Below are 25266 nucleotides of genomic sequence, written 5' to 3'. Positions count from 1 at the left end.
TCGGCGAGGCAGGGGGGTGTCCGATGGTGGCGACGATCGGGACGGCCGGCGACGGCCGGCGGCTCCCGCGCCAGGCGCGGTCCCAGGCCACGCACCGGGCGCTGCTGACGGCCGCGGGGGAGCGGTTCGCGGTACAGGGCTTCCACGGCACGGCGCTCAGCGAGCTGGTGGGCGACGGCGCGGCGACCAAGGGCGCGTTCTACTTCCACTTCTCCTCGAAACAGGCGGTCGCCGAGGCGCTGGTGGCGGCCATGACCGACTCGTGGGACGCCGTGACCGACGCCGTGACCACGGCGGGGCGCGACGCTCTCGAGGCGCTGGTCCTGCTGACGGACGCGGTCACCGTGCGCCTCGACGACCCGGTGGTGCGCGGCGCCGGGCGCGTGCTGCGGGACGGGGTCGTGGCCTCGCCGACCCTGGCCGAGATCTCGGGCTGGTGGCGTGACCAGGCCGAGGACCTGCTCGGGCAGGCCCAGCGGGCGGGCCTCCTGCGGCCCGAGGCCGACCCGGCGTGGGTCGCCCGCGAGCTGGTCGCGGGGTTCGCAGGGCGCGCGACGGTGAACGAGGCGCCGGGCTCCCCGGAGGCGCTCTGGGATCTGATGAACGACTTCTGGGCCGGCCTGCTGCCGCTGGTCGCGACCGCCGAGTGGCGCGCGCGGTGGGACGCGCGGCCCTGGGCCCGGCGCCCGCGTCCGCTCGGTGTCGGACCCGGGGACGCCGAGCACCTCGCCGTCCGGCCGATCGGGGAGCCGTCGACCGCGCCGTGACCGTGGCGGCGGAGATCGTCTCCGTACCGTGGGGATCATGCCCCGAGCGATCCGCGCCCTGCTGCTCGGCGCCGCCACCGCCGGTCTGCTCGCGGTCGCCGGACTCGGCCTGCACGTCCGCCGGAACATGGGTGCGCGTCGCGCGACGCTGCGCCGGGCCGCGCACCGGTCGCCCCACGCGCCGGGCGGGTCCTTCGCCAACCGCGAACCGGGCCTCCCGCGTCCCGATCTGACGGTGCGACAGCTCGCGACGATGCTGCTCTCCCGCCGCCCCGACGGCGTCCCGCCCGCGCCGATCCCGCTCGCGCAGCACGAGCCACGCCGCGAGCGCGCCGCCCTGGCCGCGACGTGGCTCGGGCACGCGAGCGTCCTGCTCGAGGTCGACGGCCGCCGGGTGCTCGTCGACCCCGTGTGGTCGGAGCGGACGTCCCCCGTGCCGCGCTTCGGACCCCGCCGCCTGCACCCGCCGCCCGCCACGCTCGCAGCGATCGGCGAGGTCGACGTCGTCCTGCTCAGCCACGACCACTACGACCACCTCGACCGTCCGACGATCACCGCGCTCGCCCGCGGCACCGGCGCGACGTTCGTCGCCCCGATCGGGGTCGGCGCGCACCTGCGGTCGTGGGGCGTCCCGCCCGCGCGGATCGTCGAGGGCGACTGGGACGACGTCGTCGAGGTCGCCGGGCTGAGGCTGACGTGCCTGGAGTGCCGGCACTTCTCCGGGCGGGGGTTCCGGCGCAACACCACGCAGTGGGCCGCGTGGGCGGTCGCCGGGCCCGACCACGCGGTCTACGTCGCGGGGGACACCGGGCCGACCGCGGCGCACGGGCGGACGGGCGCCGAGCACGGCCCGTTCGACCTGACTCTGCTGCCCGTCGGGGCCTACGCCGACCTCTGGCCGGACATCCACACGACGCCCGAGCAGGCCGTCGCGGCCCACGTCGACCTCGGGGGCGCCGTCATGCTGCCCGTCCACTGGGCGACCTTCGTGCTCGGCTTCCACCCGTGGGCCGAACCCGCCGAGCGGACGGTGGCCGACGCCGCGGCACGCGACGTCGTGCTCGCGCTCCCGTGTCCGGGCGAGCGTCTGGACCTCTCGAACGGGCCCCGGGCCGTCCCGGACGGCGGCCCGTGGTGGCGGGCGCTGGTCACACCGTCGTCGCCGCGATGACGACGAGCACGAAGGCCACGACGATGATCGCGACGCGGCCGTGGTGGAGGCGATCCCAGCGCCGGTGCTGCTCGCGCCAGTCGTCGGGGTGATCCTCGGCGGTCCACGTCCTCGAGCGGTTGTTGATCGGGACCAGCAGCGCGACGGACAGGACGACGCCGAGGGCCAGCAGCACGCCGGCGACGAGCGCCGTGGTGGCGCCCGGCGTGCCCCAGGCGACCGCCGCGAGGGCCGCGGTGAGGACCAGGGAGCCGACGTACCAGAACGGCATCAGGCGCCCCAGCATGCGCCCGCCGTCCGCCCGCGCCGCGAGCGAGGCGCCGGCCGGCAGGCGCAGCAGGATCGGGTTGACGACGACCGCGACCGCGAGCTCGACGCCGACCATGAGGCCGACGACGGTCGCGGTGACGACGGCGAGAACGGGTGTCATGGCGGGCTCCTCTGCGACTAGCGGCGCTAGAAGTTCTAGCGTTGCTAGGCTACGTCCGTCGCGACGCGACCGGCAAGGGAGGAGACCGATGGCGGAGCAGACGCGGCAGACGCGGCAGGAGCGCCTCGACGAGCGCCGTCGCCGCATCCTGGCCGCCGCCCGGGAGCGCGCCGACGGCGGCGGATGGTCGACCGTGACGACCAGGCACCTCGCCGAGACCATCGGCTACACCCAGCCCGTGCTCTACAGCCATTTCCCCGGCGGCAAGTCGGAGATCATGCTGGCGGTCGCGCTCGAGGGCTTCGTCGACCTCACGCAACGGTGCCGCGCCGCGCTCGGCCGCAAGCGGGGGCGGCGGGCCATCGAGGCGGTGGCCGTCGCCTACCTCGACTTCGGCCGCGAGCACCCCGCGGTCTACGAGGCCATGTTCCAGGAGCCCATCGACGCCGAGTTCGCCCGCGACGACACCCGCGCCGAGCTCCGGGCGGGGTTCGACGTCCTCGCCGACGCGATCGGCGACGACGGCGAGGGCACGGCGACCGAGGTGTTCTGGAGCGCCCTCCACGGCGTCACCCTGCTCGAGCGCGCCGGCCGGGTGCGCCCGCGCCACCGGAGGCGTCGCGTGGCCGACCTCGCGGCCCGCTTCGCGGCGGACCGGCACGGGTGACCAGGGCGCGCCGTCACAACGAGTGCCGGTACTCCTGGTTCGCCGCCCGCAGCCGGCGGTCGGCGCCGAGGTACACGTGCTTGGACATGTCGGGGGAGTAGCGGCTCGCCGGCGGGGTGCGGCCGAGCGTCTCGGCCATCGCCCGCAGGTGGTGGGGGGCGGCGCCACAGCACAGACCGAAGTAGCGCACGCCCGCGGCCCGGGCCCGGCGGGTGAAGTCGGCGATCTCGTAGCGGTGGCAGGTGAAGGGGTCGAGCGCGGTCGGGAAGGGCAGCTCGGCGGGCAGGGGGAGGGGCTCCGGGTCGCGCAGGGCGTGGAAGGTCGGCTGCTCCGGGGTGGTCCGGTAGGGCACCGGCAGCGCCGCGACAGGACAGTCGACCGCCGCGGCGATCGGCCCGAGCAGCGGGAGCATGGTGGCCGGTCCGCGGACGCAGTTGAGCCCGACGACGTCGGCGCCGGCGTCCGCCATCGCGCGGCACGCCTGGGTGATCGCCACGCCGTCCCGGGTCGTCGGCTCGTGGCCCGCGACGAGCAGGACGACCGACGGCAGGCCGGCCGCACGGATCACCTCGAGCGCGATCCGCGCCTCGCCGAGGAAGCGGAACGTCTCCCCGATGACGAAGTCCGCGCCGGCCTCCGCGGCCCAGCCGACCTGCTCGGTGAACATCTCGCGGACGGCGGCGTGCGTCGCGGGATCGGCCGGGTCGTAGACCCCGGTGTTGCAGATGTTGCCGGCGAGCAGCGTGCCGGTGCCGTCGGCGACGCGGCGGGCGATCTCGAGGGCCTGCCGGTTGAGCGGCTCGAGGATGCCGTCCTTGCCGATCACGCGCAGCTTCTCGCGGTGCGCGTAGTAGGTGAAGGCCTCGACGACGTCGGAGCCGGCGTGCACGAACTGCCGGTGCAGCGCCTCGACCTCCTCGGGATGCTCGAGGACCACCTCGGGCACGAACGCCCCGGCCTGCAGGTAGCCGCGGCGCTCGAGCTCGAAGAGGTAGCCCTCGCCGCAGACGACAGGGGCCGTCGCCAGCCGTTCGTGGAGGGTGCGACGGCGAGCGGGTTCCGGTGCCGGCTGGGGGAGGGCCATGGTCGTCTCGCTTTCGTGGCGGATCTCCCCCAGGGTCGCGCTCCGGCACCGCCGTGACGTCGCGCGACCCATCCGAAGCGTCACTGGTCGGAGAAGGCGCGCCTTATGACCCGCGGCTCGCCGAACGCTTCCCGAGCGCCCTCGCGTGCCGCACGCTGGGGCCGATCGCGTCGTCGGCGAAACGGGTGAGCAGCATGGACCCCACCGTCCCCACCATCCCCACCGCAGCCCGCTACGTGATCGTCGGCGCCGGCGTCCACGGGCTGTCGACCGCGTGGCACCTCGCGACGGAGCTGCGCGCCCGCGGCCTCGGCGACGGCAGCGAGGTCCTCGTCCTCGACAAGACCGCCATCGGCGCGGGCGCCTCGGGCGTGGCGTGCGGCGTCATCCGCAACAACTACTTCCAGCCCGCCATGCGCCGGCTCATGGCGCACTCGGTGGCCGTGTGGGAGTCCGACCCGGAGGCCTTCTCGTACCACGGGGTCGGCTACATCCAGGCCGCTCCGGACGCGATGCACGACGACGTGGTGCAAATCCACGCCGAGCAGCAGGCCATCGGCTACGAGTCGGTGCTGGTGGAAGGTGTCGAGGCCTGTCGCGACTACATGCGGGAGATCTTCTCGGACTGGCAGGCCCCCGGGGTGTCGGTGATCCTGCACGAGAAGCGCGGCGGGTACGCCAACAACGTCGCCTCGCTGCGCGGGCTCGCCGACAAGGTGCGCGCGGCCGGCGCCACCATCCTCACCGGCGTCACCGTCACCGGGCTGCGCCTCACCGGCGACCGGGTCGACGCGGTCGAGACCGACGCCGGGACGATCGCCTGCGAGCACCTCGTCGCCGCGGTCGGGCCCTGGATCCGCGACCTCTGGTCGATGCTCGGGATGCCGTCGACGATCACGGTGCGCACCCCGGAGGGCGGCGAGGTCCCCGACGCCCCGATGTGGACCTACTGGGCGCTGCAGGAGGGCATCCTCGGCGTCGACCCCCAGGAGTTCACCGACAACCACGGGCGGTTCCCGCCGGTCGTCCACGTCGACTCGGATTCCCCGCTGTACGACGACGTCGACGGGGAGCTGATCACCGACGAGATCTGGGGCATCTACTACAAGCCCGACTTCCACTTCGGCGGCGTCCAGGGCGGGGCGTCACCGGAGCCGGTGGGCCGGCCCGCGGACACCGTGGCCGTCGACCCGTACGGCCCGGCCAGCCCCGAGTTCGTCGTGGGCACGGACTTCGTGCGGATGTGGACCTCCGCGCTCGCCGCCTGCCACAAGCGCTTCGAGGGACGCCGCGACGTCTACCGTCGCGAGCCCTCGGGTGGTCTCGGCGCCTTCACCCCGGACAGCTTCCCGGTGTTCGACGGGGTGCGCGGCAACGCCTACGTCATCGCCGACTCCAACCACGGCTACAAGATGATCGGCGTCGGCGCGCTGGTCGCGCGGGAACTGCTCGGCGAGCCCCAGGACCTCCTCGCGCCGTTCCGCCTCGCCCGCTACGGGCGCGGCGAGCTCCACCCGACCAGCCACTCGCCTTTCCCGTGGAGCTGACCCCCGGGGTCAGAGCAGCCCGCGGGTGACGGGCCGGACCCCCTCCGCGGTGATGTGGTGCGCCCGGCTCGACCCCCCGACGACCCGGCTCCAGCTGCGGACCTCGACCGTCGGCTCGGCGGTGTCCTCCGCCCAGCGGCACGCGAACCCGCCGTACATCCCGGGGACCCCGACCCACATCGTGGCGTCGGGGTGCTCGAGCAGGGGCCCGAGCTGCGGCGGGCGCAGGCGTCGATCCAGCCGACGGGTCCGCACCTCGATCAACGCGTGCAGGAAGATCTCGAGACTGGTCCAGGTCTCCTCGTCCACGTCGAGGGCGACGTCCGGGCGGAGCCGGTCGGCGAGCCCGGCGTGCCCGAGGCGGCGGGCCAGGTCCTCGGCGGTGTCGCCGTCGGCGGTGCGCAACGTGCGCCACGCACCGCGCCGGACGAGGTCGTCGACGACGTCCGGGTGCGCCCCCTGGAGGGCCGCGTGGTGCACGGGCGCCGTCCCTGCCGCGTCGCCCGCGCGCAGGGCGTTGGCGCTCAGCGCCGACGGCAGGTCCTCGTCGGTGCGGTCCAGCAGCGTCGCCACGTGCGCCCAGTGACCCTGTTCGACGGCGTCGGAGAACGAGTCGCGCAGGGCGAGGACGGTCGGCTCGAGGTCGGAGCGCTGGACCACGGAGTCCCACACGAGGCGGGTCTCGGCCGGAGCAGGTCGAACCATCGGCGTCGACCCTTCCCGACGGGTGCCGGCGTGTCAGTCCCCCGATCAGACCCGCTGCGCCCGCCTCCTGCATCAGGTCCGGGCCTATCCTCCCCGGGCGTGGACGACGTTGCCCGCTGTCCCTGCGGCTCGCTCGAGACGTTCCCCGCGTGCTGCGGCCGCTACCTGGCCGCCGACGGCCCCGCCCCGCCGACGGCGGAGGCCCTGATGCGGTCGCGCTACACGGCCTTCGTCCACGGCGACGACGAGTACCTGGTGCGCACCTGGCACCCGGATCACCGACCCCCCGCGCTGGACCTCGACCCCGGCGTGGAGTGGACCGGGCTCGAGGTGCTGGACCGTGTCGGCGGGAGCCCGTTCGACGCCGAGGGTGTCGTGGAGTTCCGTGCCCACAGCCGGCGTCGCGGGCGGGCCGACGTCCAGCACGAGCGGAGCCGGTTCGCCCGGCACGCCGGGAGATGGGTCTACGTGGACGGCGTCGGTCAGCCGGCCAGCGCCCGGGCGAGGCGCGCGAAGCCCTCGTCGAGGTCGACGCGGGGCTCGTAGCCGAGGTCGCGGCGCACGGCGGAGATGTCGAACCAGTGCGTGGTGGCGAGCTGGCGGGCGAGGAACCGGGTCATCGGGGGCTCGCCGAGGTCGACGAGCCCGCCCAGCAGCCGCCACGCCGTCTCAACCGCGGCGCCCGCCGCGACGGCGACGGGTCGCGGCACCGTGCCCGTCACGGGAGCCAGGCCGCCGGCGCCGAGGATGCCGTCGACCAGCTCGCGCACGGGTCGCGGGTCGCCCGAGGTCACGAAGTAGGCCCGCCCGGCGCAGGCGGCGTCCGGGGCGAGGCGGTCGACGGCGTCGAGGTGCGCGGCCGCGGCGTCGTCGACGTACGTCGTGTCGATCACCGCCGAGCCGTCCCCGACGAGGCGCAGGGTGCCGGCGCGGGCCCGGGCGAGGATGCGGGGGACCAGCTGGGTGTCGCCGGGACCCCACACGAGGTGGGGCCGCAGCGCCGTGGTGGCGAGGTCGGGCCCGTTCGCGGCGAGGACCAGACGCTCGGCCTCGGCCTTGGTGCGCGGGTAGGCCGAGTCGTAGTGCTCGGCGTAGGGGAGCGACTCGTCACCGCCGGCGATGTCGCCGCCGCGGTGCACGACGCTCGGTGTGCTGGTGAAGACGAAACGCGCGACGCCGGTGTCGCGGCATGCGTCGAGCAGGACGCGGGTGCCGACGACGTTGCTGTGGTGGAACTCCTCGTCGCGCCCCCACAGCCCGGCCTTGGCGGCCACGTGGACGACGACGTCCTGGCCCGCCACGGCGGCGTGCGCCGCGCTCGGGTCCGCGAGGTCGCCCCGCAGCGTCCGCACGCCCCGGGCCTCGAGGTCGGGATAGGCGCCCCGGGCCAGGCTGGTGACCTCCGTGCCCCGCGCGAGCAGGGCGTCGACGACGGCGCCGCCGAGAAATCCGCCGCCGCCGGTGACGAGGGCCTTCACCGCACGCCCAGCCGGGTCGTCGCCCACCGGGCCAGCGCGTCGCGGTCGATCTTCGAGTTGTGGCGGGGGTCGACCGGCAGCCCCGGGTGCGCGAGGACGGTGGTGATCGACGCGGTGCGAGGGTCGGTCGCGGCGTGCGCGCGCAGCGCGGCCCGCAGGCTGTCGGTCATCCGGGCGCGGGCGACGAGCTCGACGACGATCACGGGCTCGCGGACGGGACCGGTCCCCACCCCCACGAGGGCGCTGCGGCGGACGGCGGGGTGGCGGTTGACGACCTCCTCGCACGGCACGCTGTGGAGCGGGCCGTCGGCGGTCGGCACGGTGTGGGCGACGCGGCCGGCGTACCAGAGCCGCCCGGCCGCGTCGTACGCCGCGAGGTCGCCCATGCGGTGCGCCGGCGCGCCGTCCCAGTCGAGGGTGGCGGCGGCGGTCGCGTCGGGGCGGTCGGCGTAGCGCCGGCTGACCACCGGGCCGCGGACCACCACCTCGCCGACCTCCCCGGCGGGGACCGCCAGGTCCGGGGTCAGCGCGCGGACCGGGCCGTCCACCACCCGGATCAGGGTCACGTCGACCCCGGCCACCGGGCGGCCCACGCAGATCCCGTCGTCGGGCAGCTCCAGCAGCTCGTCGCTGCCGATCGAGGTGACCGGCAGGGCCTCGGTGGCCCCGTACGGGGTGTGGACCTGCGCGCCGGGCCCGAGCAGGGCGAGGACCCGGCGCTGGACGTCGCGCGGGATCGGCGCGCCCGCGGAGATGATCCGGCGCAGGCGGTGGAGCGACGTGCCGGCCGGCGCGCCGCGCCCCAGGCGGTCGAGGACCGCGGGCGAGCCGAACATGACCGTGGCCCCGGTGCGCCGCGCGGCGCGGACCAGCCGCGCCGGGACGACGCGGGCGGGCCGGGTCGGGTCCATGCGGGGCACGACGGTGGTCATACCGAGCGCGGGCCCGAACAGCGCGAACGGCGGGAAGGTCGCCAGGCTGACGTCGCCCGGCGCGAGGCCGTACAGGTCGCGCACGAGGCCGGCCTGCGCGAGGAGGCCCGCGTCGTCGTGCTCGACGCCCTTGGGCGGCCCGGTGCTGCCGCTGGTGAACACGATGGCCGCCGGGCTCCCGGCAGGACGCTCGACGGGCCCGGCCGGCCCGAGGTGGCGCCCGGTGCGCTCGAGCCGGCGCAGCGGCGTGGTGCCCGGGGCGGGGACGGCGCCGACCCCGAGGGCGAGGCGGGCTCCCGGGCACCAGCGCAGCGCCCGGCGGGCGAGGTGTGCCTGCGTGGTCCCGATGACGACCTCGGGGGCGACCTGACCGAGGCAGCTGCCCACGCGGCGCAGCCCGATGCCCGGATCGACGACGACCGGGACGGCGCGGACCCGCATGAGGGCGTAGGCGACGACGAAGAACTCGTCCGACGGCGGGACGAGCAGCGCCACGCGCGTCCCGGGGCCGATGCCGGCGCTCCGCAGGCCGGCGGCGACGTGCCCCACCCGGCGCTCGAGCGCGCCGAAGGTGACCTCGTGGGTGACGCGGTCGCCGAGCCACGGCTCGAGCCACGACCGGCCCGGCGACGGCAGGACGAGCGCGGCCGCGTCCGGCCGCTCCCGCGCGTGCGCGGCGAGCAGCTCGTCGAGCGCGGTGACCGCGGTCGGTGTGGTCACCGGCGGTCCAGGAACGCGCCGACACGCTCGACGATCGCCGGGGTCGCGTCCTCGAGGACGTAGTGGCCGGCGTCCGGGTAGCGGTGCACCTCGGCGTGGGGGAGGTGGTGCTCGACGTGGGCGAGGATGTCGGCGTCGAACACCGGGTCCTTCATCCCCCAGTGCACCTGCACCGGCCGGGCGTCGAGGTCGGGGAGCCGGGCGGCGAGGCGGACGAGCACCGGGTGGGCCGGGTCGTCGGGGCCGAGCGGGATGTCGCGCACGAAGGCCTGGACCGCGACCCGGTGCTCGGGACGGTCGTAGGGCGCGAGCAGCCCGCGGCGGGCCTCGGGCGGCAGCCACGCCCGGCCGGTGCCGAGCACGAGCGCGCCGAGCGAGAACGCCCCGAGGCGCCGGACGAGGACGTCGCCGACGACGGGCAGGCGCGCCGCCTGCAGCATCCAGGGCAGCCCGTGGTCGGCGGGGAGCGGGAAGGCGCCGGTGTTCATCACGACGACGTCGCGGACGCGGTCGAGGTGCTCTGCCGCCCAGGCGAGCCCGATGGGCCCGCCCCAGTCGTGGACGACCAGCGACACCGGCTCGGTCAGCTCGAGCCCGTCGACGAACGCGGTCAGGTCCGCGACCCGGCGGGCGAGCGTGTGCGGGTAGTCCTCGGGCGTCGGCTTGTCCGACAGGCCCATGCCGATGTGGTCGGGGGCGATCACCCGCCGCCCGCGGGCAGGCAGGGCCTGCAGGAGGCTCCGGTAGTAGAACGACCAGGTCGGGTTGCCGTGGACGAGCAGGACCGGCGGCGCCGTGGGGTCGCCCTCGTCGACGTAGGACATGCGGTGCCCGCCGACCTCGACCCGGTGCGGCGTGAACGGATACCCGGCGAGAGCGGTCGCGGTGCTCACCAGTGCACCTCCGCCGCCGCGGCGTTGATGCCGCTGCCGACCCCCATGAGCATCACCGACGAGCCCTCGGTGACCGTGCCGTCCTCGACCGCCTTGCTCAGCACCGTCGGCACCCCGGCCGGGCCGATGTTGCCGAAGCGCGGGTACAGCGACGGGAAGCGCTCGATGTCCAGGCCGAGCTGGTCGGCGACGGCCTGGGTGTGCACCTTGCTGACCTGGTGCAGGCAGTAGGCGTCGTAGCCGGTCGGGTCCCAGTCGAAGGTCGCGACGGCCTCCTTCCAGACCCGTCCCGCCAGCTCCATCCCCGCCATCAGGAGGCCTTTGCTGTCGGTGCGCATCTCGTCCCCCTGCCCGACGCACAGCCCGGCGTTGCCGACGGTGCTGGCACGCCCGAGCCCGCCGCGGTAGCGGTGCCCGCCCGGCCCGTCGGCCCGGGACAGCACCATCGCGACGGCGCCGGACCCGACCGTGAGCGTGGCGAACTGCTCGTGGAACATCCGCCGGGTCGCCGCGTCCGAGGCGAGGCGGGCGACCGTCCCCTCGGTGGCCGCGCGGCTCGTCTCGCCGGCGACCACGAGACCGTGGTCGATCTCGCCGCCGGAGATCATCGACGACACCAGGTTCATGCCGTCGAGGAATCCGAGGCACGCATTCCCGACGTCGAAGTTGACGGCCTCGGGCGGTAGGGACATCCGGCCGTGGACGATGCTGGCCGTCGACGGTTCGAGGTGATCCCTGCTCACCGAGGTGTTGATGAGCGCGCCGATCTCCGAGCGCGGGACACCGCTGCGTTCGAGGGCCTTCTCGCCGGCCTCCGCGGCGACCTCGCTGGGCATCGTCCCCGCGTCCCACACCCGTCGCTCCCGGATGCCGGAGAGCCTCTCGAGCAGCCCCGGCGCGATGCGCAGCCGGGCGAACATGCCGCCGAGCTGCTCCTCGAGTTCCTCCGACGTGATCACGTGGGGCGCATCGAGGTGCGCCAGTCCGGTGATCACCACGTCGCCGTACCGCCGCGCAGCTCGCATGGCATCGAGCTTGCGGGGCCGCGGAGGACGCCGCACAGAGGAGCCGTGGGCACCGGTGTGCGCTACCGTCGGTTCTAGGAACAGCAGTAACGGGAACACGCTGTCCGAATGCCGCCGCACGGCGCAGTCGATTCTGCGGCATCCGCAGGAATGGTCGGGCGGAAATCGGTGATCGACGACGATACGCGCGCGGGTGCGTTCCGGTGGGGATGGGCCGTGCGATCCATCCGACAATCGCCGGCCGGTCGCGCGGTCAGCCGCGGGCGAGGCCGAGCTCGACAGCCCGGGCGTAGTCGTCGTCGACGAGCACGACGTCGCGTCCGGCGCGGTCGAGCAGGCTCGCGGCGATGCCGGCACGGAAGCCCGACGCGCAGTGCACCCAGAGCCGCCCGGCGGGCAGGCCGTCGAGGCCCGCCGCGAGGTCCTGCAGTGGTGCGTGGTGCGCCGCCGCGATGCCGCCGCGGGCCCGCTCGTCGTCCCGGCGCACGTCGAGGACCGGCTCGTCGGCCTCGACGGCGGACCGCGCGGCGAGGTCGGCGAACGTCGCGGTGGGGTAGCGGCGCAGGTCGCCGGACGGGCCGAGGTCGGCGAGAGGCCCGACGGCGGCGCCGGCCGGGCGGTCGATGCCGATACGGGCGAGCTGGCGCTGGGCGACGGCGACGTCGTCCGCGGTCTCCCCGACGAGCGTCACCGGTGTCCCCCAGGGGATCAGCCAGCCGAGGTAGGTCGAGAACTGGCGGCCGAGCGGGATGCCGATCGTGCCGCCGAGGTGCCGGGCGGCGAAGGCGGTGCGCTCGCGCAGGTCGACCACCCACTCGCCGTCGGCGATGCGTTTGCGGAGCCCGTCGCGGTCGACTGCGGCGGCGGGGGAGAGGTCGGCGGCGTCGGGCCCGGCCAGGTTCCGGGGCGCCATGTGGGCGTAGTACCGCGGGTAGGCGGTGAGGTGCGCGGTCAGGCCGGCGACGAACCGGTCCTCGTCGACCGCGAGCAGGGCGTCGTTGGTCGCGCGCTCGGTGCCGATCGTGCTCGCCGCGGCCCCCGTCGCCGACCCGGAGGAGCAGAAGCTGCCGAACCCGTGGGTGGGGTAGACGTGTGCCTCGTCGGGCAGCGAGTCGGCCAGCCGGTGGGCCGAGCGGTACTGGTCGCGGGTCATGTCCGCGGTGCGCGCGGGATCGACGAGATCGGTGCGCCCCACGCTGCCGAACAGCAGCGATCCGCCGGTGAACACCGCGGGCGGCTCGCCGGGCACGGCGGTGTCGTCCACGACGTAGGCCAGGTGCGTGACGGTGTGCCCCGGGGTGGCCACCGCGCGGACCCGCAGCGTCCCCACCCGGATCTCCTCGCCGTCGACGACCGCCCGGCGGTCGAACGCGACCGGATCGGCCGCGTGGACGAGGTACGGCGCTCTCGTCGCGGCGGCCAGGGCGTGGCCGCCGGTGACGTAGTCGTTGTGGATGTGGGTCTCCGCGACCGCCGCGACCCGCACCCCCTCCCGGGATGCGACGGCCTCGACGCGGTCGAGGTCCCGCTGCGGGTCGACGACGAGGGCGACCTCGCCGTCGTGGATCACATGGCTGCGGTCACCGAGCGAGCCGGTGGCGATCACGTCGACGTGCACGGGGACCTCCTCGGGGACGATATGTACCTACATTAAGGCGCCTTCGGGAGGCCGTCAACGATGATCCGGGTCTTGCATGAGGCCAATGTAGGTACATACTGAGGGCGCGGGTAGAGGATCGGAGGAGGTGGCGGGTGCGTTCCACGACGGAGCGGGTGCCGACGACCGAGGTGCTCACGACGCCGTCGCCCGGGGGGACGCGGTCCCGCGTCGACCGGCTGTCATCACGAGTGCGCGCGGTGGTGCCGGGTCTCGGGCTCGCGCTCGTGGTCGCCGGGATCGCGACGCCGCTCGGACACCTCGTCCCGGTGGTCGGCGCGCCGGTGTTCGGGATCGTGCTCGGCATTGTCGCCGGGGCGTTCCTGCGCCCGGGCGCGCGGCTGCGGCCCGGCCTCGACGTCGCCGCCCGGCCGGTGCTGCAGGCGTCGATCGTCGTTCTCGGTGCGACGCTCTCGCTGGGCCAGGTGGCTTCCGTGGGCCTGGACTCGCTCCCGGTGATGCTCGGGACGCTCGCCGTCGCGCTGGCCGGGGCCTGGGTCCTGAGCAGGCTGCTGGACGTCCGCGGCGCGACCGGCCTGCTCATCGGCGTCGGCACCGGCATCTGCGGCGCGTCGGCGATCGCTGCCACGACCGCGGTCGTGCGTCCGAGGGAGCACGAGGTCGCCTACGCGATCGGCACGATCTTCACCTTCAACGTGCTCGCGGTGCTGGCGTTCCCTCCGCTCGGCCACGCGCTCGGCATGGACGGTCAGGCCTTCGGGCTGTGGGCCGGGACGGCGGTCAACGACACGTCGTCGGTGGTCGCGGCGGCGTACTCGTTCGGCGACGGCGCGGGCCCGGCGGCGGTCGTGGTCAAGCTCGTGCGCACGCTGATGATCATCCCGATCGTGGTGGTGCTCGCGGTGTGGATCGCGCGTCGTGACGCGGGGCCGGGCACGCCCGACGATCAGGGGCCCGGCTTCTGGAGGTCGCTGCCCTGGCGGCGGATCGTGCCGCTGTTCCTCGTCGGCTTCGTCGTCGCCTCGGCGCTCGACACGGTCGGTGTCGTGCCCCCGTCCTGGCACGCGGGCCTCGCGGCCGCCGGCACGTTCCTGATCACGACCGCTCTCGCCGGCATCGGCCTCGGCCTGCGGCCGGCGGACATGCGCCGTGCTGGCGTGCGCCCTCTGGTCCTCGGCGCGTGCCTCTGGGTGCTCGTGGCGGCGTCCAGCCTGGGACTCCAGGCGATCACCGGCACACTCTGACGCGACCCCGGATCAGGCGCTGCGGGACAGCGCGGACGCGACGTCGAGCTGGTAGCCCTGCGCCGAGAAGCGGGCGTCGAAGGCGAAGCGGTCGCCGCGCACCACGGTCTGGCGCCACTCGACCGGCCGGCCGGCGGCGATACCGGTGCGCTCGATGACGAAGACCGCGACGTCCCGGGCGCACTCCAGCAGGGTGCGTTCCCCGGGCGTCGGCAGCTGGGCGCTGATGCGCTCGCGCCCGGACTCCAGCCGCGTGCCGGTGCGGTCGGCGAGCTCGGCGTAGAGCGAGGTGTGGGTGAAGTCCGCCTCCAGCAGCGGCTCCGCGATCGAGGCGGGCAGCCAGACCCGGTCGACGGCCAGCGGTGCGTCCCCGGCGCGCCGCAGCCGCTCGAGGTGCACGAGCGGGGTCGACTCCTCGAGCCCGAGGCGGGCAGCCACGACCCCGTCGGCACGCGTGTCGAGCACGCGCACCTCGGAGTGCTGGGTCAGGCCCGCGGCCTCGACCGACGCGAACAGGCTGTAGAGCGTCCCGACCGGCTGCTCGATCTCCGCGTGCCGGACCCGCGGTGCCCGCCCGCGTTCGGCGGTGACGAGCCCCTCGGCACGCAGGCCCTGCAGCGCCTGCCGCACCGTGTTGCGGCTGACGTCGTAGTCGGCGACGAGGGCGTTCTCGCCGGGGAACACCGCGTCGAACTCGCCCCCCGCGAGCCGTCGTCGCAGGTCGTCCCGGACCTGCGACCACAGGGGGACGGGACTCTGCCGGTCCACCGGGCGCCGCGCCATCTCGTCAGCCTAACGTCGGGACATTGGCCTGACCTGCACGCCCGCACGACCGGCACGTCGGACGAGCCACCTGGAGACGCCTCGCGACGTCATCGCCCGTGGAAGCCTCCCGTCAGGGCGGAGGCCGCCACCACGAGCGCGACGCCCCCGAGGAGCGCGACGAGCATCACGAGCGTGATCGCCAGGCACCCGCCGATGTGGGGGAGAGGCGTCCAGGGAACGCCCGTCGCTCGGAAGACCGGCCAGAACGAGTAGCGCAGCATCTGCCGTTGCGGCTTGGTGCCACGGGCATAGGCCGGGGGAGCATGGATCGGCATGAAGCGGGAGAAGCCACCCGGCAGGAAGTGGATGTAGCCCGCCTTGCCGTAGACCGTGCTCCGGGAGCTCGACGCGACGACTTCCCAGGGCGGAAGACTCGCCCGGAGCAGTCGCTCGGCGGCCTCCCGGATCTCGGCGTACCGCCGCCGGCTCAGGTGGTCCGAGACGAGGATGACGAGACGCTCCGGCGGGACGACCCGAGAGGCGCATTCGAGTTCCCAGACGACGCCGGGGCTGCGACCCGGCCGGATGACGGTCAACCGTGACGCCCTCATGAGGGACACCACGGCCCGTTGCCAGTCGTCCCCGACGTAGACGCGCCGGGCCCCGGGAAGGGGCAGGGGCTCCGTCGGGTTGCCGACGGCCACGAGGGTGCCGATGGGCATCAGGGCGTCCGCCAGCTGCTCCTCCTCGGTGGCCCAGCTCTCCATCAGCCGCGCCAGCATCGACACGAGCGAGAGGAACTGGGCGGCTGCGGTCAGGGTCGCGCGTCGCGGTGTGACATCGGCGTCGAAACCACGGAGGTAGAGGACGGTCGGGTGGCCGGGTGCGAATTCGGTGGAGTTGATTGCCCGGGCGACCAATTGACGGCCGCGGAAGAGGGCCAGGGCGCCGAGCGCGATGACGACGAATGGCGCGACGAGAACGCCGACGTGGTAGTCCTCCAGGCGGAACAGTCCGACGGCGAGGATGCCGACCGGCAGACTGAGGATCACGAGGACGAATCCGGTCGAGCGCATGACCGTGGCGAGTGCGCTCATCGACGCCCATCTTTCCTCGTGCCTCGACGACGGATCGTAGCGCGAGAGACGTGCTGTCACGAAGAGTGCCGACTGCCGCGCGGACCGTGTCCGCGAGGGTTTCGCGCCGGCCTGCTCCGGACGGACGAACGAACTCGCCTCGCACCCGAATGTGCTGCAAGGTGTCCGTCAGTGGACGACGGAGGTGACGGTGGGAAATGGTCAGAGTTCGGCGCTCCGAGTCCGGCATCACCTACGAGGCCGTCACGCCCGAAAGTGGTGTCGACGGCACCATTCGGCGCACGATGCATTATCTCGGTCAGGGTCGGAAAGGACGGAGAAGCGCGCGCGCGGCGGAGGAGTCCGCCCCTGACTACTACGACATCTGCGGCACGGTCTCGGCCGACGTCCTCGAGAAGCTCGGTGCCGCTCTGCGGGTCGGCGGTCCACCCGGCGCCGGCGTCTCCGTGAGGTGCCGGGCCCACGATCCCGACGACCCCCACGTGACGAGGCTCCACGGTTGGGCCGACCTCGAGGCATAGGACCGGTCATGCCTCGACAGGGGGACTTCTGGAGCACGCCGCGCCCTCTCGGCCACCCCGGCGCCACCGCTGCGTTCGCGTCCGTGGCGTCACCGCTGCTGGCGGGCTTCTCCATCGCGGCGATCGTGGCGCTCGCCGGGAGGACCGACCGCGGCCTCCGGGGCGACCTCGCGATCATGTTCTTCTCGCTCGCCATCGCGTGCCTCGTCTTCGCCATCCAGGCCGGACTGGCCGCCGCGAGCCGCCACGTGGCGGTGGCCGAGCGCGTCGCGGTCCACCCCGAGAAGGCCCGCGATCCGGAGCTGATGCACGAGATCCGTTCGGAGCAGTGGATCGACGAGGACGTCGCCAGTCACCATCGCCTCCTCGCGCGCCACACGTACAACACCGGCATTCTCGCCTTCCTGGCCGGGCTGCTGTGCGTCGCCGTTCCGGGCCCCGGCGACTGGAACGTCCCGCGCGTCGCGGCTCTGGTCATCGTGGGATCGGCCATCGGTGTGGAGCTCGTCCAGCAGATCCACCGCCCTCGCCTCCTGGCCGCTTTCCTCGCCCCGTCGGACGAGGACCTCCGGCGGGGGTACATCCCCTTTCGGCGACGAGAACCACCGCCGCTGCCCACCGATCTCGTCGCCGAGGTGCTCGGTCGTCCGCCCGACGGGCGGGCCGCCGGCCGGTGTGCGGACTGTCCGCACCCTGCCGGCGGATCGGAGGCTCGCTGACGGACCTCGAGGTGATCTCTGCCCCGGACGCTCCCGGTCAGCCGGCGGTGCTCCGGCGATACCGGATGTGTGTGCTCAGCGGCGAGTGCAGGACCTCGACGGGTTCGAAGTCGAAGGAGGCGACACCGTCGAACATGCGCTCGCCGCTCCCGAGCAGGGTGGGGGCGATGTCCAGGGTCAGTTCGTCGATCACGCCCGCGTTCAGCGCCTGGCGGACCGCCGACGCGCCCCCGGCGATGTCCACGCCCTTCTCGCCGGCGGTCTCGAGCGCGCGCGCGTACGCGGTGTCGAAGCCGTCGGTGACGAAGTGGAAGGTCGTCCCGCCCTCCATCTCGATCGGCTCGTGGGCGTGGTGGGTGAGCACGAAGACCGGCGCGTGGTACGGCGGCTCGGCCCCCCACCAGCCACGCCAGTCCTCGTCCCACTCGCCGCGGACCGGTCCGAACATGTTCCGGCCCATGACGTAGGCCCCGCGCGGGCGCATGAGCCAGTCGGTCGCGACCTTGTCGGCCTCGGTCGCCCGCGGGTCGCCGATGTGCCACCCGTGCACCTCGACACCGCGCTTCCCGAGCGGGTCGTCCCGGCTCTGGTCCGGTCCGGCGACGAAGCCGTCGAGTGAGATCGACATGTGGCACGTGGTGTCCGACATCGGCCCTCCCAGGCGGTTGCAAGTTGCAATCGGTTGACGACACGCTAGCAGGTGGGCGGCACTCCCCGTCCACCGTCGTCCCTGGTTGCCGCCGCCCTCCCGGGCCTACCGTGCCCTCATGGACCAGGCCGAACGCCGGGACTTCGTCCGGGACCACCGCACCGCGATCTTCGGGTACAACCGCCGCGCCGACGGGCCCGCGATGACGGTCGTCTACTACGTCCTCGATCCCGACACCGGCGACATCCTCGTCTCCACCATGGCGGAGCGGCAGAAGGCGAAGGCCGTGGCGCGCGACGGCAAGGTCAGCCTGTGCGTGCTCGACGAGCACTGGCCGCTGACCTATCTGCAGGTCTACGGCGACGCCGTGATCGAGGACGATCTCGACGCCGCGACCGAGCTGATGCGCCGCATCATCGTGCTGATGGGCGAGGGCCAGGAAGTCCCCGAGGAGAAGATGGCGACGGTGCGGACGATGTGCGCGGACGAGCACCGGGTGGTCGTACGGATCACCCCGTACGCGACGTTCGCGACGCCGCCGCGGCACACCCACAGCCCGGACGACATCGACACGTTGACCCACTGGACGAGCAGCAGTCAGCCGTGGTGACGCGGCCCGAGGTCGACACGATCGTCTTCGACATCCTGGGCGCGCTCGTGGACGACACGGCCGGCCGGCGTGGCCCGACACCGCCGACGCTGGCCCGGCTCGGGGCCGACTGCCGCCGGTCTGCGCACCGCCTACCTCGAGCGCCCCGGCGGTGACCCGACCGCCGCCGGGGACCGGTTCGACCTCCACCTGGGCGCCCTCGCCGAGCTGACCTGACCACACCCGGAGCCGCCCGCATGCTCGTCACCTTCAGCTTCACCCGCACCGCCGTCACCGTCCGGCGGTGGTTCGAGATCGGTCCCGACGCCACCATGGAGCACGGCGCCCGCATCGAGCTCGCGCTCCGCGAGCCCCAGGAGCACCGGGGGTCCGAGTCGGCCGCGCAGCGGCTCGTGGTCGACGGGGTGTTCTGGCGCGCCGACCTCTTCGGCCGCCTCGACCGGCCGGACGAGCCTTTCTCCGCCGCTCACTTCCACCCCTGGTTCGAGGGCGTCGAGCCGTCCGACCGGCACTGGGACGCCGGACTGACCGCGGCACCGTGGGAGTGGCTCGCCGCGCGGCTCGAGGATCTCGGGCAGCGCCTCGCGGGTGCCGGGCTGGACCCGGCCCTCGCCGGGCCCGACGCGGACGACGTGCGCGACGCCGCCGGCGACATCGTGGCGGCGGCCCGGCGGTACGGGCCCGACCGGCCCTTCACCCGCGACGACGACGCCCGGCTCACCAGGGACGCGGCGCGCCGCCACGCGCTGATGCTCGACCTCGTGGCGGACCCGGCCGCGCTCGACCGCGAGTACCTCCGGCCGTGGCTCGAGCGGACCGGCTGGAGCGGGTGAGCGCCGGGTCCGCGAGGTGGCCGCCCCGTGAACGTCGGGGGATCCGCGCTCCGGCGTCGATCGCGCGGGGGAGGGTGGGGTACACCTGACCACGTGTCGAACACCGTCTCCGCCGCCACCGTCGTCCTCGCCGCGATCCGTGAACGGGTGGCCGCGCTCCACGCCGCCCTCGAGCCCGAGACGGTGCCCCCGAACGCGTCGACTGCCGACACCGACACCAACACCGACATCGGCACCGACGTCGCGGCCGAGGGCGGCGACCCCGGCGCCGACTTCGGCGCGGACGGCGGATCGTCGGTGACCGTGCCGGCCGCGGAGGACGAGACGCCCGACGACGACCCCGTGCTGGAGGCCGGCGGCTCCGACGAGCCGGACGTGGAGCGCCTCGCCGAGGCGCTCGCCGACCTGGAGGCCGTCGTCACCGGGTTCGCGTCGCTCATCGAGGGCGGCGAGCTCGCCGCGCTGCGCGCGGAACTGGCCTGGGCCCGGTCGACCGTCGAGGAGGCCCGCGCCCTCGACGGCACGGTCGAGGTGCTCGAGGAGCTCGTCGAGGACCTCGATCCGGCCCTGCGTCAGGGTCCGGTGGAGGCCCGGGTCGGGATCGTCGTCGCCGCCCGCACGACCGAACGTCGCGACGCCGTCACCGGGATGCTCGCGCAGGCCGAGTGGACGAGCCTGCTCGCGCACGCCGACCAGCTCGTGCTCTCGGCACCGATCGGCGGCGGCAAGCCGAAGCACGCCGGCCGCGTCCTGGCCCGCGCGCTCGCCGACGCCGACACCGCGGCGCGCGAGGCGGCCGAGGCCGTGGTGGACGAGGACGGCCCCGAGGCGCAGCTGGCCCGGGCCGCCACGGCGGCGCACGCGGTCGCGACGACGGCCCGGATCACCCGTGTCGCGCTCGGCAAGCAGGCCCGCCGGCTGGCCGACGCCGCGGAGGCCCTGGCCGGCGCCGTCGAGGACCGGCGCCGCAGCGAGGCGGTGGCGCACTGGCTGGTCGACCTCGCCGACCTGGCCCACCGCGCCGGGGAGCCGAGCTTCACCTACGGCGTGCTGCACGCCGAGGCGGGCGCCCGCCGCGTGGCGGCCGACGAGGCCCTGACCGCCGCGGTCGCGGCGTACACCAGGCCCAAGCTGCGCAAGGGCCTGGTGGACGCCGCCTGAGGGTCGGGCTCAGAAGTACGTCTTGCGCCCCATCGGCCGCCCGACCGCCCCGAGCAGGGTCAGGATCAGGCCGACGACCAGCAGGATCCAGCCGATGGTCATGACGATGGAGGGCACTGGGGCCAGGTAGCCCAGGACGATGAGGATGATGCCGAGGATGATCACGTGAGGACTCCTGTCCGCTGGGGAGCGTTCGCCGTCGGGCGAGGAACGTCCTGACCCCCGACGGGCAGAGCGGCAACGACGCGGTCGGCGCCCGTGGTGCGGCCCGGCCGCGGATTGCGGATGAGGTTGCGCTGTTCGGCCGTGCCGTCGCGGGGGGTTCTGACAATCGGCGCGACAGGGACAGCGGGGCTGTCTCAGAGGGATGCCGGCCGCGTGGATGATCGCGTGGCAGACCCCTTCGGCCGGCTCGTCGGCACGCTCGTGGCGGCCGCCTTCGGGGCCGTGTTCGTCCTCGCCAACACCGACGCGTTCCCGGCGCCGTGGGCGGCGGCGCTGCGGATCGCGGCGGTCGTCGCGGCCGTCGCGCTGGCGGTCGGCGCGGTCGTCGTGTTCCGCCGGGCCGCGCGCAGCGCGACCGGCGCCGGGCAGGGCCGGACCCGGTGGGGACGCGGCTACTGGCTCGTCGTGGCCGGCGAGGTCGTCGCCCTCGCCGCCGGCCTCTGGCTGATCAACGGTGTGCTGGACCGCCCCGACCTCGCCGTCGTGTGGGTGGCCCTCGTCGTGGGGGTGCATTTCGTGGTCCTCGGCCGCGTCTGGCGCTTCGGCCGCTTCGTCGCGCTCGGCGCGGTGATGAGCGCCCTCGCCGTGCTCGCCGCCGTCGCGGCGGTGCTCACGGGATCCGTCCTGCTCGTCCAGCTGCTCGCCGGCGTCGGCTCCGGGGCCGCGCTCCTGGGCTTCGCAGGCGCGGCGCTGTCCCCCCGGATCGGCTGATCTGTCCGATCGGCGTCGCGCACGACATGCTGGTCCGAGGTCGTTCGAGGCAGGGGGTCAGGACGGTGGCGAAGTCGGGCACGAAGTCGGACGCGAAGAAGAAGCGCTTCCCCAAGAAGGTGTACGAGGCCGAGCTGCTGCGTCTGCAGGGCGAGCTGGTCCAGATGCAGGAGTGGGTCAAGGCGACCGGCGCGCGCCTCGTCGTGATCTTCGAAGGACGCGACGCGGCCGGGAAGGGCGGCGCGATCCAGCGGGTCGTCGAGAACCTCAACCCCCGCGTCGCGCGCATCGTCGCGCTGCCCGCGCCCACCGAGCGCGAGCGCACCCAGTGGTACTTCCAGCGCTACGTCCCGCACCTGCCGGCGGCCGGGGAGATCGTGCTGCTGGACCGCTCCTGGTACAACCGCGCCGGCGTCGAGCACGTCATGGGCTTCTGCACTCCGCAGGAGTACGACCGGTTCCTGCGCCAGTGCCCGACCTTCGAGGACATGCTCATCGAGGACGGGATCCTGCTGCGCAAGTACTGGTTCTCGGTGAGCCCCGACGAGCAGGAGCGCCGTTTCCGCGGCCGGCTGGAGAACCCGCTCAAGCGCTGGAAGCTCTCGCCCATGGACCTGGAGTCGATCAACCGCTGGGACGAGTACTCCAAGGCCAAGGACGCCATGCTCGCCGCCACGGACACCGACATCGCGCCCTGGACGATCGTGGAATCGGAGGACAAGCGCCGGTCCCGGCTGAACATGATCGCCCACCTGCTGCACACCGTGCCGTGGGAGCCGATCGAGCAGCCGGCCCTGCACCTGCCGGTGCGCCCGCCGAGCGAGGGCTACGTGCGCCCGCCCCGTGAGCTGGCCCGCGCCGTCCCCGACCACGCGGCGACCCTGCTCGACGGCGACTGAGCTCCCCCCTCGTCCCCCCACGTCGGGGGACGTGGGGAGGCCGTCCGTGCGCCTACGGTGCGACACGACCCACGCCCTCGGCGAAAGGCTCGGTCGTGAAGATCGGAACGACGCACCTGTTCGTGCCCGGGCCCACCGTGGTGCCGGAGGTGGTCCGGCGCGCGATGAACGTGCCGATGGAGGACCACCGCGCGCCCGACTTCCCGGACTTCGTCCTGGAGATCCTCTCGGACCTCCGGTGCGTCTTCCGGCTCCGCACCGGCCGCGTGCTGCTCTACCCCGGCTCCGGCACGGCGGCGTGGGAAGCGTCGATCACCAACTGCCTCGAGCGCGGCGACCGCGTCCTGATGTCGCGCTTCGGGCACTTCTCCCACCTGTGGGCGGACATGGCGCGCCGGCTCGGGCTCGACGTCGTCTGCCACGACGTGCCGTGGGGCGAGGGCGTCCCCGTCGAGACCTACGAGCGGGAGCTCCGCGCCGACCCGAGCATCAAGGCCGTCTTCGTCACCCACAACGAGACGTCGACCGGTGTCGCCTCCGACGTCCGCGCGGTCCGCCGGGCGATGGACGCGGCCGGCTCGGACGCGCTGCTGTTCGTCGACGGCGTCTCGTCGATCGGCTCCGTCGACTTCCGGCAGGAGGACTGGGGCGTCGACCTCGCCGTCGCGGGGAGCCAGAAGGGCTTCATGCTGCCGGCGGGCCTCGCGATCCTCGGCGTGAGCGAGCGGGCGGTCGAGGCCGCCGAGCGCACGGCGACGGAACGGTGCTTCTTCAGCTTCCGGGACATGATCACCGCCAACGACGTCGGCTACTTCCCCTACACGCCGCCGACCCCGCTGCTGCACGGGCTGCGCGCCTCGCTGGACCGGCTGCTCGACGAGGGGATGGACGACGTCGCCGCGCGGCACCGCCGCCTGGGCCACGGCGTGCGACAGGGCGTGCAGGCCTGGGGCCTGGACCTGTGCGCGACCGCCCCGAGGTGGCACTCGGACACGGTGACCGCCGTCCGTCTCCCGACCGACGTCGACGGCGCCGCGCTCTGCCGCAACGCCTACCACCGCTACCGGACGTCCTTCGGGGGCGGGCTCGGGAAGGTCGCCGGGAAGGTGTTCCGGATCGGGCATCTGGGCGACGTCAACGAGGTGTCCTGCCTGACGGCCCTGGCGGCGGCGGAGATGGCCCTGCTCGACGCCGGTGCCGCGATCGACCCCGGCGCGGGCGTGGCCGCGGCGCAGCAGTACTTCCGGCAGGCGCTCGCCGACGAGAAGGGCGGCGAGCCGGTGATCAGGACGTAACCGGCGGGGCCGTGACGTCACCCGACCGTCATCGTGGGCGTTTCGTCGCGCAACACGATGATCAGAAGCTCTGCGACCGGATTGTCCTGATAGGGAAGGAACCCGCCGGTCGTGGAACTCGACAGTGGAACGATCGCCTGGATGTTGACCAGCACCGCGCTGGTCCTCCTCATGACGCCGGGCCTGGCGCTGTTCTACGGCGGCCAGGCGCACTCGAAGAGCGTCCTCAACATGATGATGATGGTCTTCTCGACGTTCGCCACGGTGGGCGTCCTGTGGGTCATCGTCGGCTACTCGCTCGCCTTCGGTGACAACGCCGTCGGCGGGTGGTTCGGCAACCCCGCGCAGTACTTCATGCTCTCGAGCCTGCTCTCGGAGAGCGTCCAGACCGACGGGCTGCCCGACATCGCGTTCGTGGCCTTCCAGGCGATGTTCGCCATCCTCACGGTCGGGCTGATCGCCGGTGCGGTCGCCAACCGCATGAAGTTCAACTCGTGGATGGTCTTCTCGCTGCTCTGGGCACTGATCGTCTACTTCCCGATCGCGCACTGGGTGTTCGACCTCGACGCGGGCTGGATCGCGAACGGCATCGGGGCGGTCGACTTCGCCGGCGGGACGGCGGTGCACATCAACGCCGGCATGGCCGCGCTCGTCCTCGCCCTCATCCTGGGCAAGCGCAAGGGCTGGCCGAACGACTCGGCGCGCCCGCACAACCTCACGATGGTCATGCTCGGCGCCGGGCTGCTGTGGTTCGGCTGGTTCGGGTTCAACGCCGGCTCCGCCGCCGTCGCGAACTTCGCCGCCTCCTACGCGTTCCTCAACACCGTGGTCGCGACCTGCACGGCGATCTGCGGCTGGCTGATCATCGAGCAGATCCGGGACGGCAAGCCCACCTCGCTCGGGGCCGCCTCCGGCATCGTCGCGGGCCTGGTCGCCATCACCCCGGCCTGCGCGGCGGTCACGCCGCTGGGCGCCATGGCCATCGGCTTCATCGCCGGCCTCGCCTGCGCCTTCGGCGTCGGGCTGAAGTACCGGTTCGGGTTCGACGACGCGTTCGACGTCGTCGGCGTCCACCTCGTGGGCGGCCTCGTGGGCACGCTGCTGATCGGCTTCTTCGCCTGGGACGGCTCGCCGGCCGGTGCCGGGGGCGTCTTCTACGGCGGGGGCTGGGGACAGCTCGGCGTCCAGGCCGTCGCCGCGCTCGCGGTCATCGTCTACTCCGGGGTGCTCACCGCGGTCATCGCGCTGATCGTCAAGGTCACGATGGGTCTGCGGATCGAGGAGGAGGCCGAGACCGTCGGCATCGACGAGGCCGAGCACGCCGAGTCGGGCTACGACTACTCCGGCATGGCGAGCGGCCGCGTCGGGGCGGCCGCGGGCAACGGCGCGACCGCCGGGGTCCTCTAGCACCGCACGTCGCACGGCACCGGGTCCGCCGTCCTCCCGCCGGGAGCGACGGCGGGGCCGGTGCCGTTCGCCTGCGCGCGTGCTGGGAGCCGG

The 25266-nt window shown here is 74.0% G+C and carries 28 protein-coding genes; 15 read left to right on the top strand and 13 right to left on the bottom strand.

What is annotated here, in order from left to right; all coding sequences use genetic code 11:
• The first annotated feature begins 23 nt into the window (after nt 1-23).
• Nucleotides 24-767: a TetR family transcriptional regulator gene (locus tag QSK03_RS29050; protein WP_285659072.1), complete on the top strand. Its 744-nt coding sequence runs from the start codon at nt 24-26 to the stop codon at nt 765-767.
• A 37-nt stretch (nt 768-804) separates the two neighbouring features.
• Nucleotides 805-1938: an MBL fold metallo-hydrolase gene (locus tag QSK03_RS29045; RefSeq protein WP_285659071.1), complete on the top strand. Its 1134-nt coding sequence runs from the start codon at nt 805-807 to the stop codon at nt 1936-1938.
• On the opposite strand, the gene QSK03_RS29040 is transcribed toward QSK03_RS29045, so the two are convergent.
• Entirely contained in the window at nt 1916-2368 is a 453-nt protein-coding gene (locus QSK03_RS29040; RefSeq protein ID WP_285659070.1) for an anthrone oxygenase family protein, read from the bottom strand. The two genes, QSK03_RS29045 and QSK03_RS29040, sit on opposite strands and share 23 nt — an antisense overlap.
• 88 nt (nt 2369-2456) lie before the next feature.
• Between QSK03_RS29040 and QSK03_RS29035 the strand changes: the two genes are divergently transcribed.
• Nucleotides 2457-3035 (top strand): TetR/AcrR family transcriptional regulator, encoded by a 579-nt coding sequence (locus QSK03_RS29035; protein ID WP_285659069.1) that lies wholly within the window; start codon nt 2457-2459, stop codon nt 3033-3035.
• 13 nt (nt 3036-3048) lie between these two features.
• On the opposite strand, the gene QSK03_RS29030 is transcribed toward QSK03_RS29035, so the two are convergent.
• A complete protein-coding gene (locus QSK03_RS29030; RefSeq protein WP_285659068.1) occupies nt 3049-4119 on the bottom strand; it encodes a homocysteine S-methyltransferase family protein in 1071 nt (356 codons plus the stop codon).
• 194 nt (nt 4120-4313) lie between these two features.
• Between QSK03_RS29030 and QSK03_RS29025 the strand changes: the two genes are divergently transcribed.
• On the top strand, nt 4314-5666 hold the full coding sequence (locus QSK03_RS29025) for an NAD(P)/FAD-dependent oxidoreductase (protein WP_285659067.1): 1353 nt from the start codon (nt 4314-4316) through the stop codon (nt 5664-5666).
• Between the two features lie 9 nt (nt 5667-5675).
• On the opposite strand, the gene QSK03_RS29020 is transcribed toward QSK03_RS29025, so the two are convergent.
• Complete coding sequence (locus tag QSK03_RS29020) at nt 5676-6371, bottom strand: ankyrin repeat domain-containing protein (RefSeq protein ID WP_285659066.1); 696 nt, start codon at nt 6369-6371, stop codon at nt 5676-5678.
• 99 nt (nt 6372-6470) lie between these two features.
• Here QSK03_RS29020 and QSK03_RS29015 point away from each other — a divergent pair, with 99 nt between their 5' ends.
• A complete protein-coding gene (locus tag QSK03_RS29015; RefSeq protein ID WP_285659065.1) occupies nt 6471-6917 on the top strand; it encodes a YchJ family protein in 447 nt (148 codons plus the stop codon).
• Here the strand turns inward: QSK03_RS29015 and QSK03_RS29010 are convergent.
• The 5 genes from QSK03_RS29010 to QSK03_RS28990 all read right to left on the bottom strand — a co-directional run bounded on the left by QSK03_RS29010 (nt 6854) and on the right by QSK03_RS28990 (nt 13037).
• The gene (locus tag QSK03_RS29010; RefSeq protein WP_285659064.1) at nt 6854-7876 is read right to left on the bottom strand and encodes an NAD-dependent epimerase/dehydratase family protein; all 1023 of its coding nucleotides are present in this window, start codon (nt 7874-7876) and stop codon (nt 6854-6856) included. The genes QSK03_RS29015 and QSK03_RS29010 overlap by 64 nt on opposite strands.
• Nucleotides 7846-9501 (bottom strand): fatty acid CoA ligase family protein, encoded by a 1656-nt coding sequence (locus QSK03_RS29005; RefSeq protein WP_285659062.1) that lies wholly within the window; start codon nt 9499-9501, stop codon nt 7846-7848. Before QSK03_RS29005 ends, QSK03_RS29010 begins: the two co-directional genes overlap by 31 nt.
• Nucleotides 9498-10394: an alpha/beta fold hydrolase gene (locus QSK03_RS29000; RefSeq protein ID WP_285659061.1), complete on the bottom strand. Its 897-nt coding sequence runs from the start codon at nt 10392-10394 to the stop codon at nt 9498-9500. Before QSK03_RS29000 ends, QSK03_RS29005 begins: the two co-directional genes overlap by 4 nt.
• Entirely contained in the window at nt 10391-11419 is a 1029-nt protein-coding gene (locus QSK03_RS28995; protein WP_285659060.1) for a 3-oxoacyl-ACP synthase III, read from the bottom strand. Before QSK03_RS28995 ends, QSK03_RS29000 begins: the two co-directional genes overlap by 4 nt.
• Nucleotides 11420-11672: 253 nt before the next feature.
• Nucleotides 11673-13037, bottom strand: a complete 1365-nt coding sequence (locus QSK03_RS28990; RefSeq protein WP_285659059.1) for an MBL fold metallo-hydrolase — start codon at nt 13035-13037, stop codon at nt 11673-11675.
• A gap of 134 nt (nt 13038-13171) precedes the next feature.
• Between QSK03_RS28990 and QSK03_RS28985 the strand changes: the two genes are divergently transcribed.
• Nucleotides 13172-14281: a YeiH family protein gene (locus QSK03_RS28985; RefSeq protein ID WP_285659058.1), complete on the top strand. Its 1110-nt coding sequence runs from the start codon at nt 13172-13174 to the stop codon at nt 14279-14281.
• Nucleotides 14282-14293: 12 nt separating this feature from the next.
• Here QSK03_RS28985 and QSK03_RS28980 read toward each other — a convergent pair whose 3' ends face one another.
• Both QSK03_RS28980 and QSK03_RS28975 read right to left on the bottom strand, forming a co-directional pair.
• Entirely contained in the window at nt 14294-15064 is a 771-nt protein-coding gene (locus tag QSK03_RS28980; RefSeq protein WP_285659057.1) for a GntR family transcriptional regulator, read from the bottom strand.
• Nucleotides 15065-15153: 89 nt separating this feature from the next.
• A complete protein-coding gene (locus QSK03_RS28975) occupies nt 15154-16143 on the bottom strand; it encodes a hypothetical protein (protein ID WP_285659056.1) in 990 nt (329 codons plus the stop codon).
• A gap of 529 nt (nt 16144-16672) precedes the next feature.
• On the opposite strand from QSK03_RS28975, the gene QSK03_RS28970 reads away from it, so the two are divergent.
• Nucleotides 16673-17383 carry a hypothetical protein gene (locus tag QSK03_RS28970; RefSeq protein ID WP_285659055.1) on the top strand — a complete coding sequence of 237 codons (711 nt, stop codon included), beginning with the start codon at nt 16673-16675 and terminating at the stop codon, nt 17381-17383.
• 37 nt (nt 17384-17420) lie between these two features.
• Here QSK03_RS28970 and QSK03_RS28965 read toward each other — a convergent pair whose 3' ends face one another.
• A complete protein-coding gene (locus QSK03_RS28965; RefSeq protein ID WP_285659054.1) occupies nt 17421-18011 on the bottom strand; it encodes a dihydrofolate reductase family protein in 591 nt (196 codons plus the stop codon).
• A gap of 139 nt (nt 18012-18150) precedes the next feature.
• Between QSK03_RS28965 and QSK03_RS28960 the strand changes: the two genes are divergently transcribed.
• The 4 genes from QSK03_RS28960 to QSK03_RS28945 all read left to right on the top strand — a co-directional run bounded on the left by QSK03_RS28960 (nt 18151) and on the right by QSK03_RS28945 (nt 20636).
• The gene (locus tag QSK03_RS28960; protein ID WP_285659053.1) at nt 18151-18642 is read left to right on the top strand and encodes a TIGR03618 family F420-dependent PPOX class oxidoreductase; all 492 of its coding nucleotides are present in this window, start codon (nt 18151-18153) and stop codon (nt 18640-18642) included.
• A 69-nt stretch (nt 18643-18711) separates the two neighbouring features.
• Entirely contained in the window at nt 18712-18858 is a 147-nt protein-coding gene (locus QSK03_RS28955) for a hypothetical protein (RefSeq protein WP_285659052.1), read from the top strand.
• 20 nt (nt 18859-18878) lie between these two features.
• On the top strand, nt 18879-19475 hold the full coding sequence (locus QSK03_RS28950) for a hypothetical protein (RefSeq protein WP_285659051.1): 597 nt from the start codon (nt 18879-18881) through the stop codon (nt 19473-19475).
• 93 nt (nt 19476-19568) lie between these two features.
• Complete coding sequence (locus QSK03_RS28945) at nt 19569-20636, top strand: CHAD domain-containing protein (RefSeq protein ID WP_285659050.1); 1068 nt, start codon at nt 19569-19571, stop codon at nt 20634-20636.
• 9 nt (nt 20637-20645) lie between these two features.
• On the opposite strand, the gene QSK03_RS28940 is transcribed toward QSK03_RS28945, so the two are convergent.
• Nucleotides 20646-20801, bottom strand: coding sequence for a DUF6131 family protein (locus QSK03_RS28940; protein WP_285659049.1), 156 nt, complete (start codon nt 20799-20801; stop codon nt 20646-20648).
• Between the two features lie 225 nt (nt 20802-21026).
• Between QSK03_RS28940 and QSK03_RS28935 the strand changes: the two genes are divergently transcribed.
• The 3 genes from QSK03_RS28935 (at nt 21027) to QSK03_RS28925 (ending at nt 23766) form a co-directional block, all read left to right on the top strand.
• Nucleotides 21027-21572 carry a hypothetical protein gene (locus tag QSK03_RS28935; protein WP_285659048.1) on the top strand — a complete coding sequence of 182 codons (546 nt, stop codon included), beginning with the start codon at nt 21027-21029 and terminating at the stop codon, nt 21570-21572.
• Between the two features lie 65 nt (nt 21573-21637).
• Complete coding sequence (gene ppk2, locus QSK03_RS28930; RefSeq protein WP_285659047.1) at nt 21638-22471, top strand: polyphosphate kinase 2; 834 nt, start codon at nt 21638-21640, stop codon at nt 22469-22471.
• Between the two features lie 95 nt (nt 22472-22566).
• Nucleotides 22567-23766 carry a pyridoxal-phosphate-dependent aminotransferase family protein gene (locus QSK03_RS28925; RefSeq protein ID WP_285659046.1) on the top strand — a complete coding sequence of 400 codons (1200 nt, stop codon included), beginning with the start codon at nt 22567-22569 and terminating at the stop codon, nt 23764-23766.
• 17 nt (nt 23767-23783) lie between these two features.
• Here QSK03_RS28925 and QSK03_RS28920 read toward each other — a convergent pair whose 3' ends face one another.
• Nucleotides 23784-23921, bottom strand: coding sequence for a hypothetical protein (locus QSK03_RS28920; RefSeq protein ID WP_285659045.1), 138 nt, complete (start codon nt 23919-23921; stop codon nt 23784-23786).
• Between QSK03_RS28920 and QSK03_RS28915 the strand changes: the two genes are divergently transcribed.
• Nucleotides 23908-25173 (top strand): ammonium transporter, encoded by a 1266-nt coding sequence (locus tag QSK03_RS28915; protein ID WP_285659044.1) that lies wholly within the window; start codon nt 23908-23910, stop codon nt 25171-25173. The two genes, QSK03_RS28920 and QSK03_RS28915, sit on opposite strands and share 14 nt — an antisense overlap.
• The last annotated feature ends 93 nt before the right edge of the window (nt 25174-25266 follow it).

Source organism: Actinomycetospora sp. NBRC 106375, assembly GCF_030269665.1.
Taxonomy (GTDB): Bacteria; Actinomycetota; Actinomycetes; order Mycobacteriales; family Pseudonocardiaceae; genus Actinomycetospora.
This window is presented reverse-complemented; position numbering and strand designations above follow the sequence as displayed.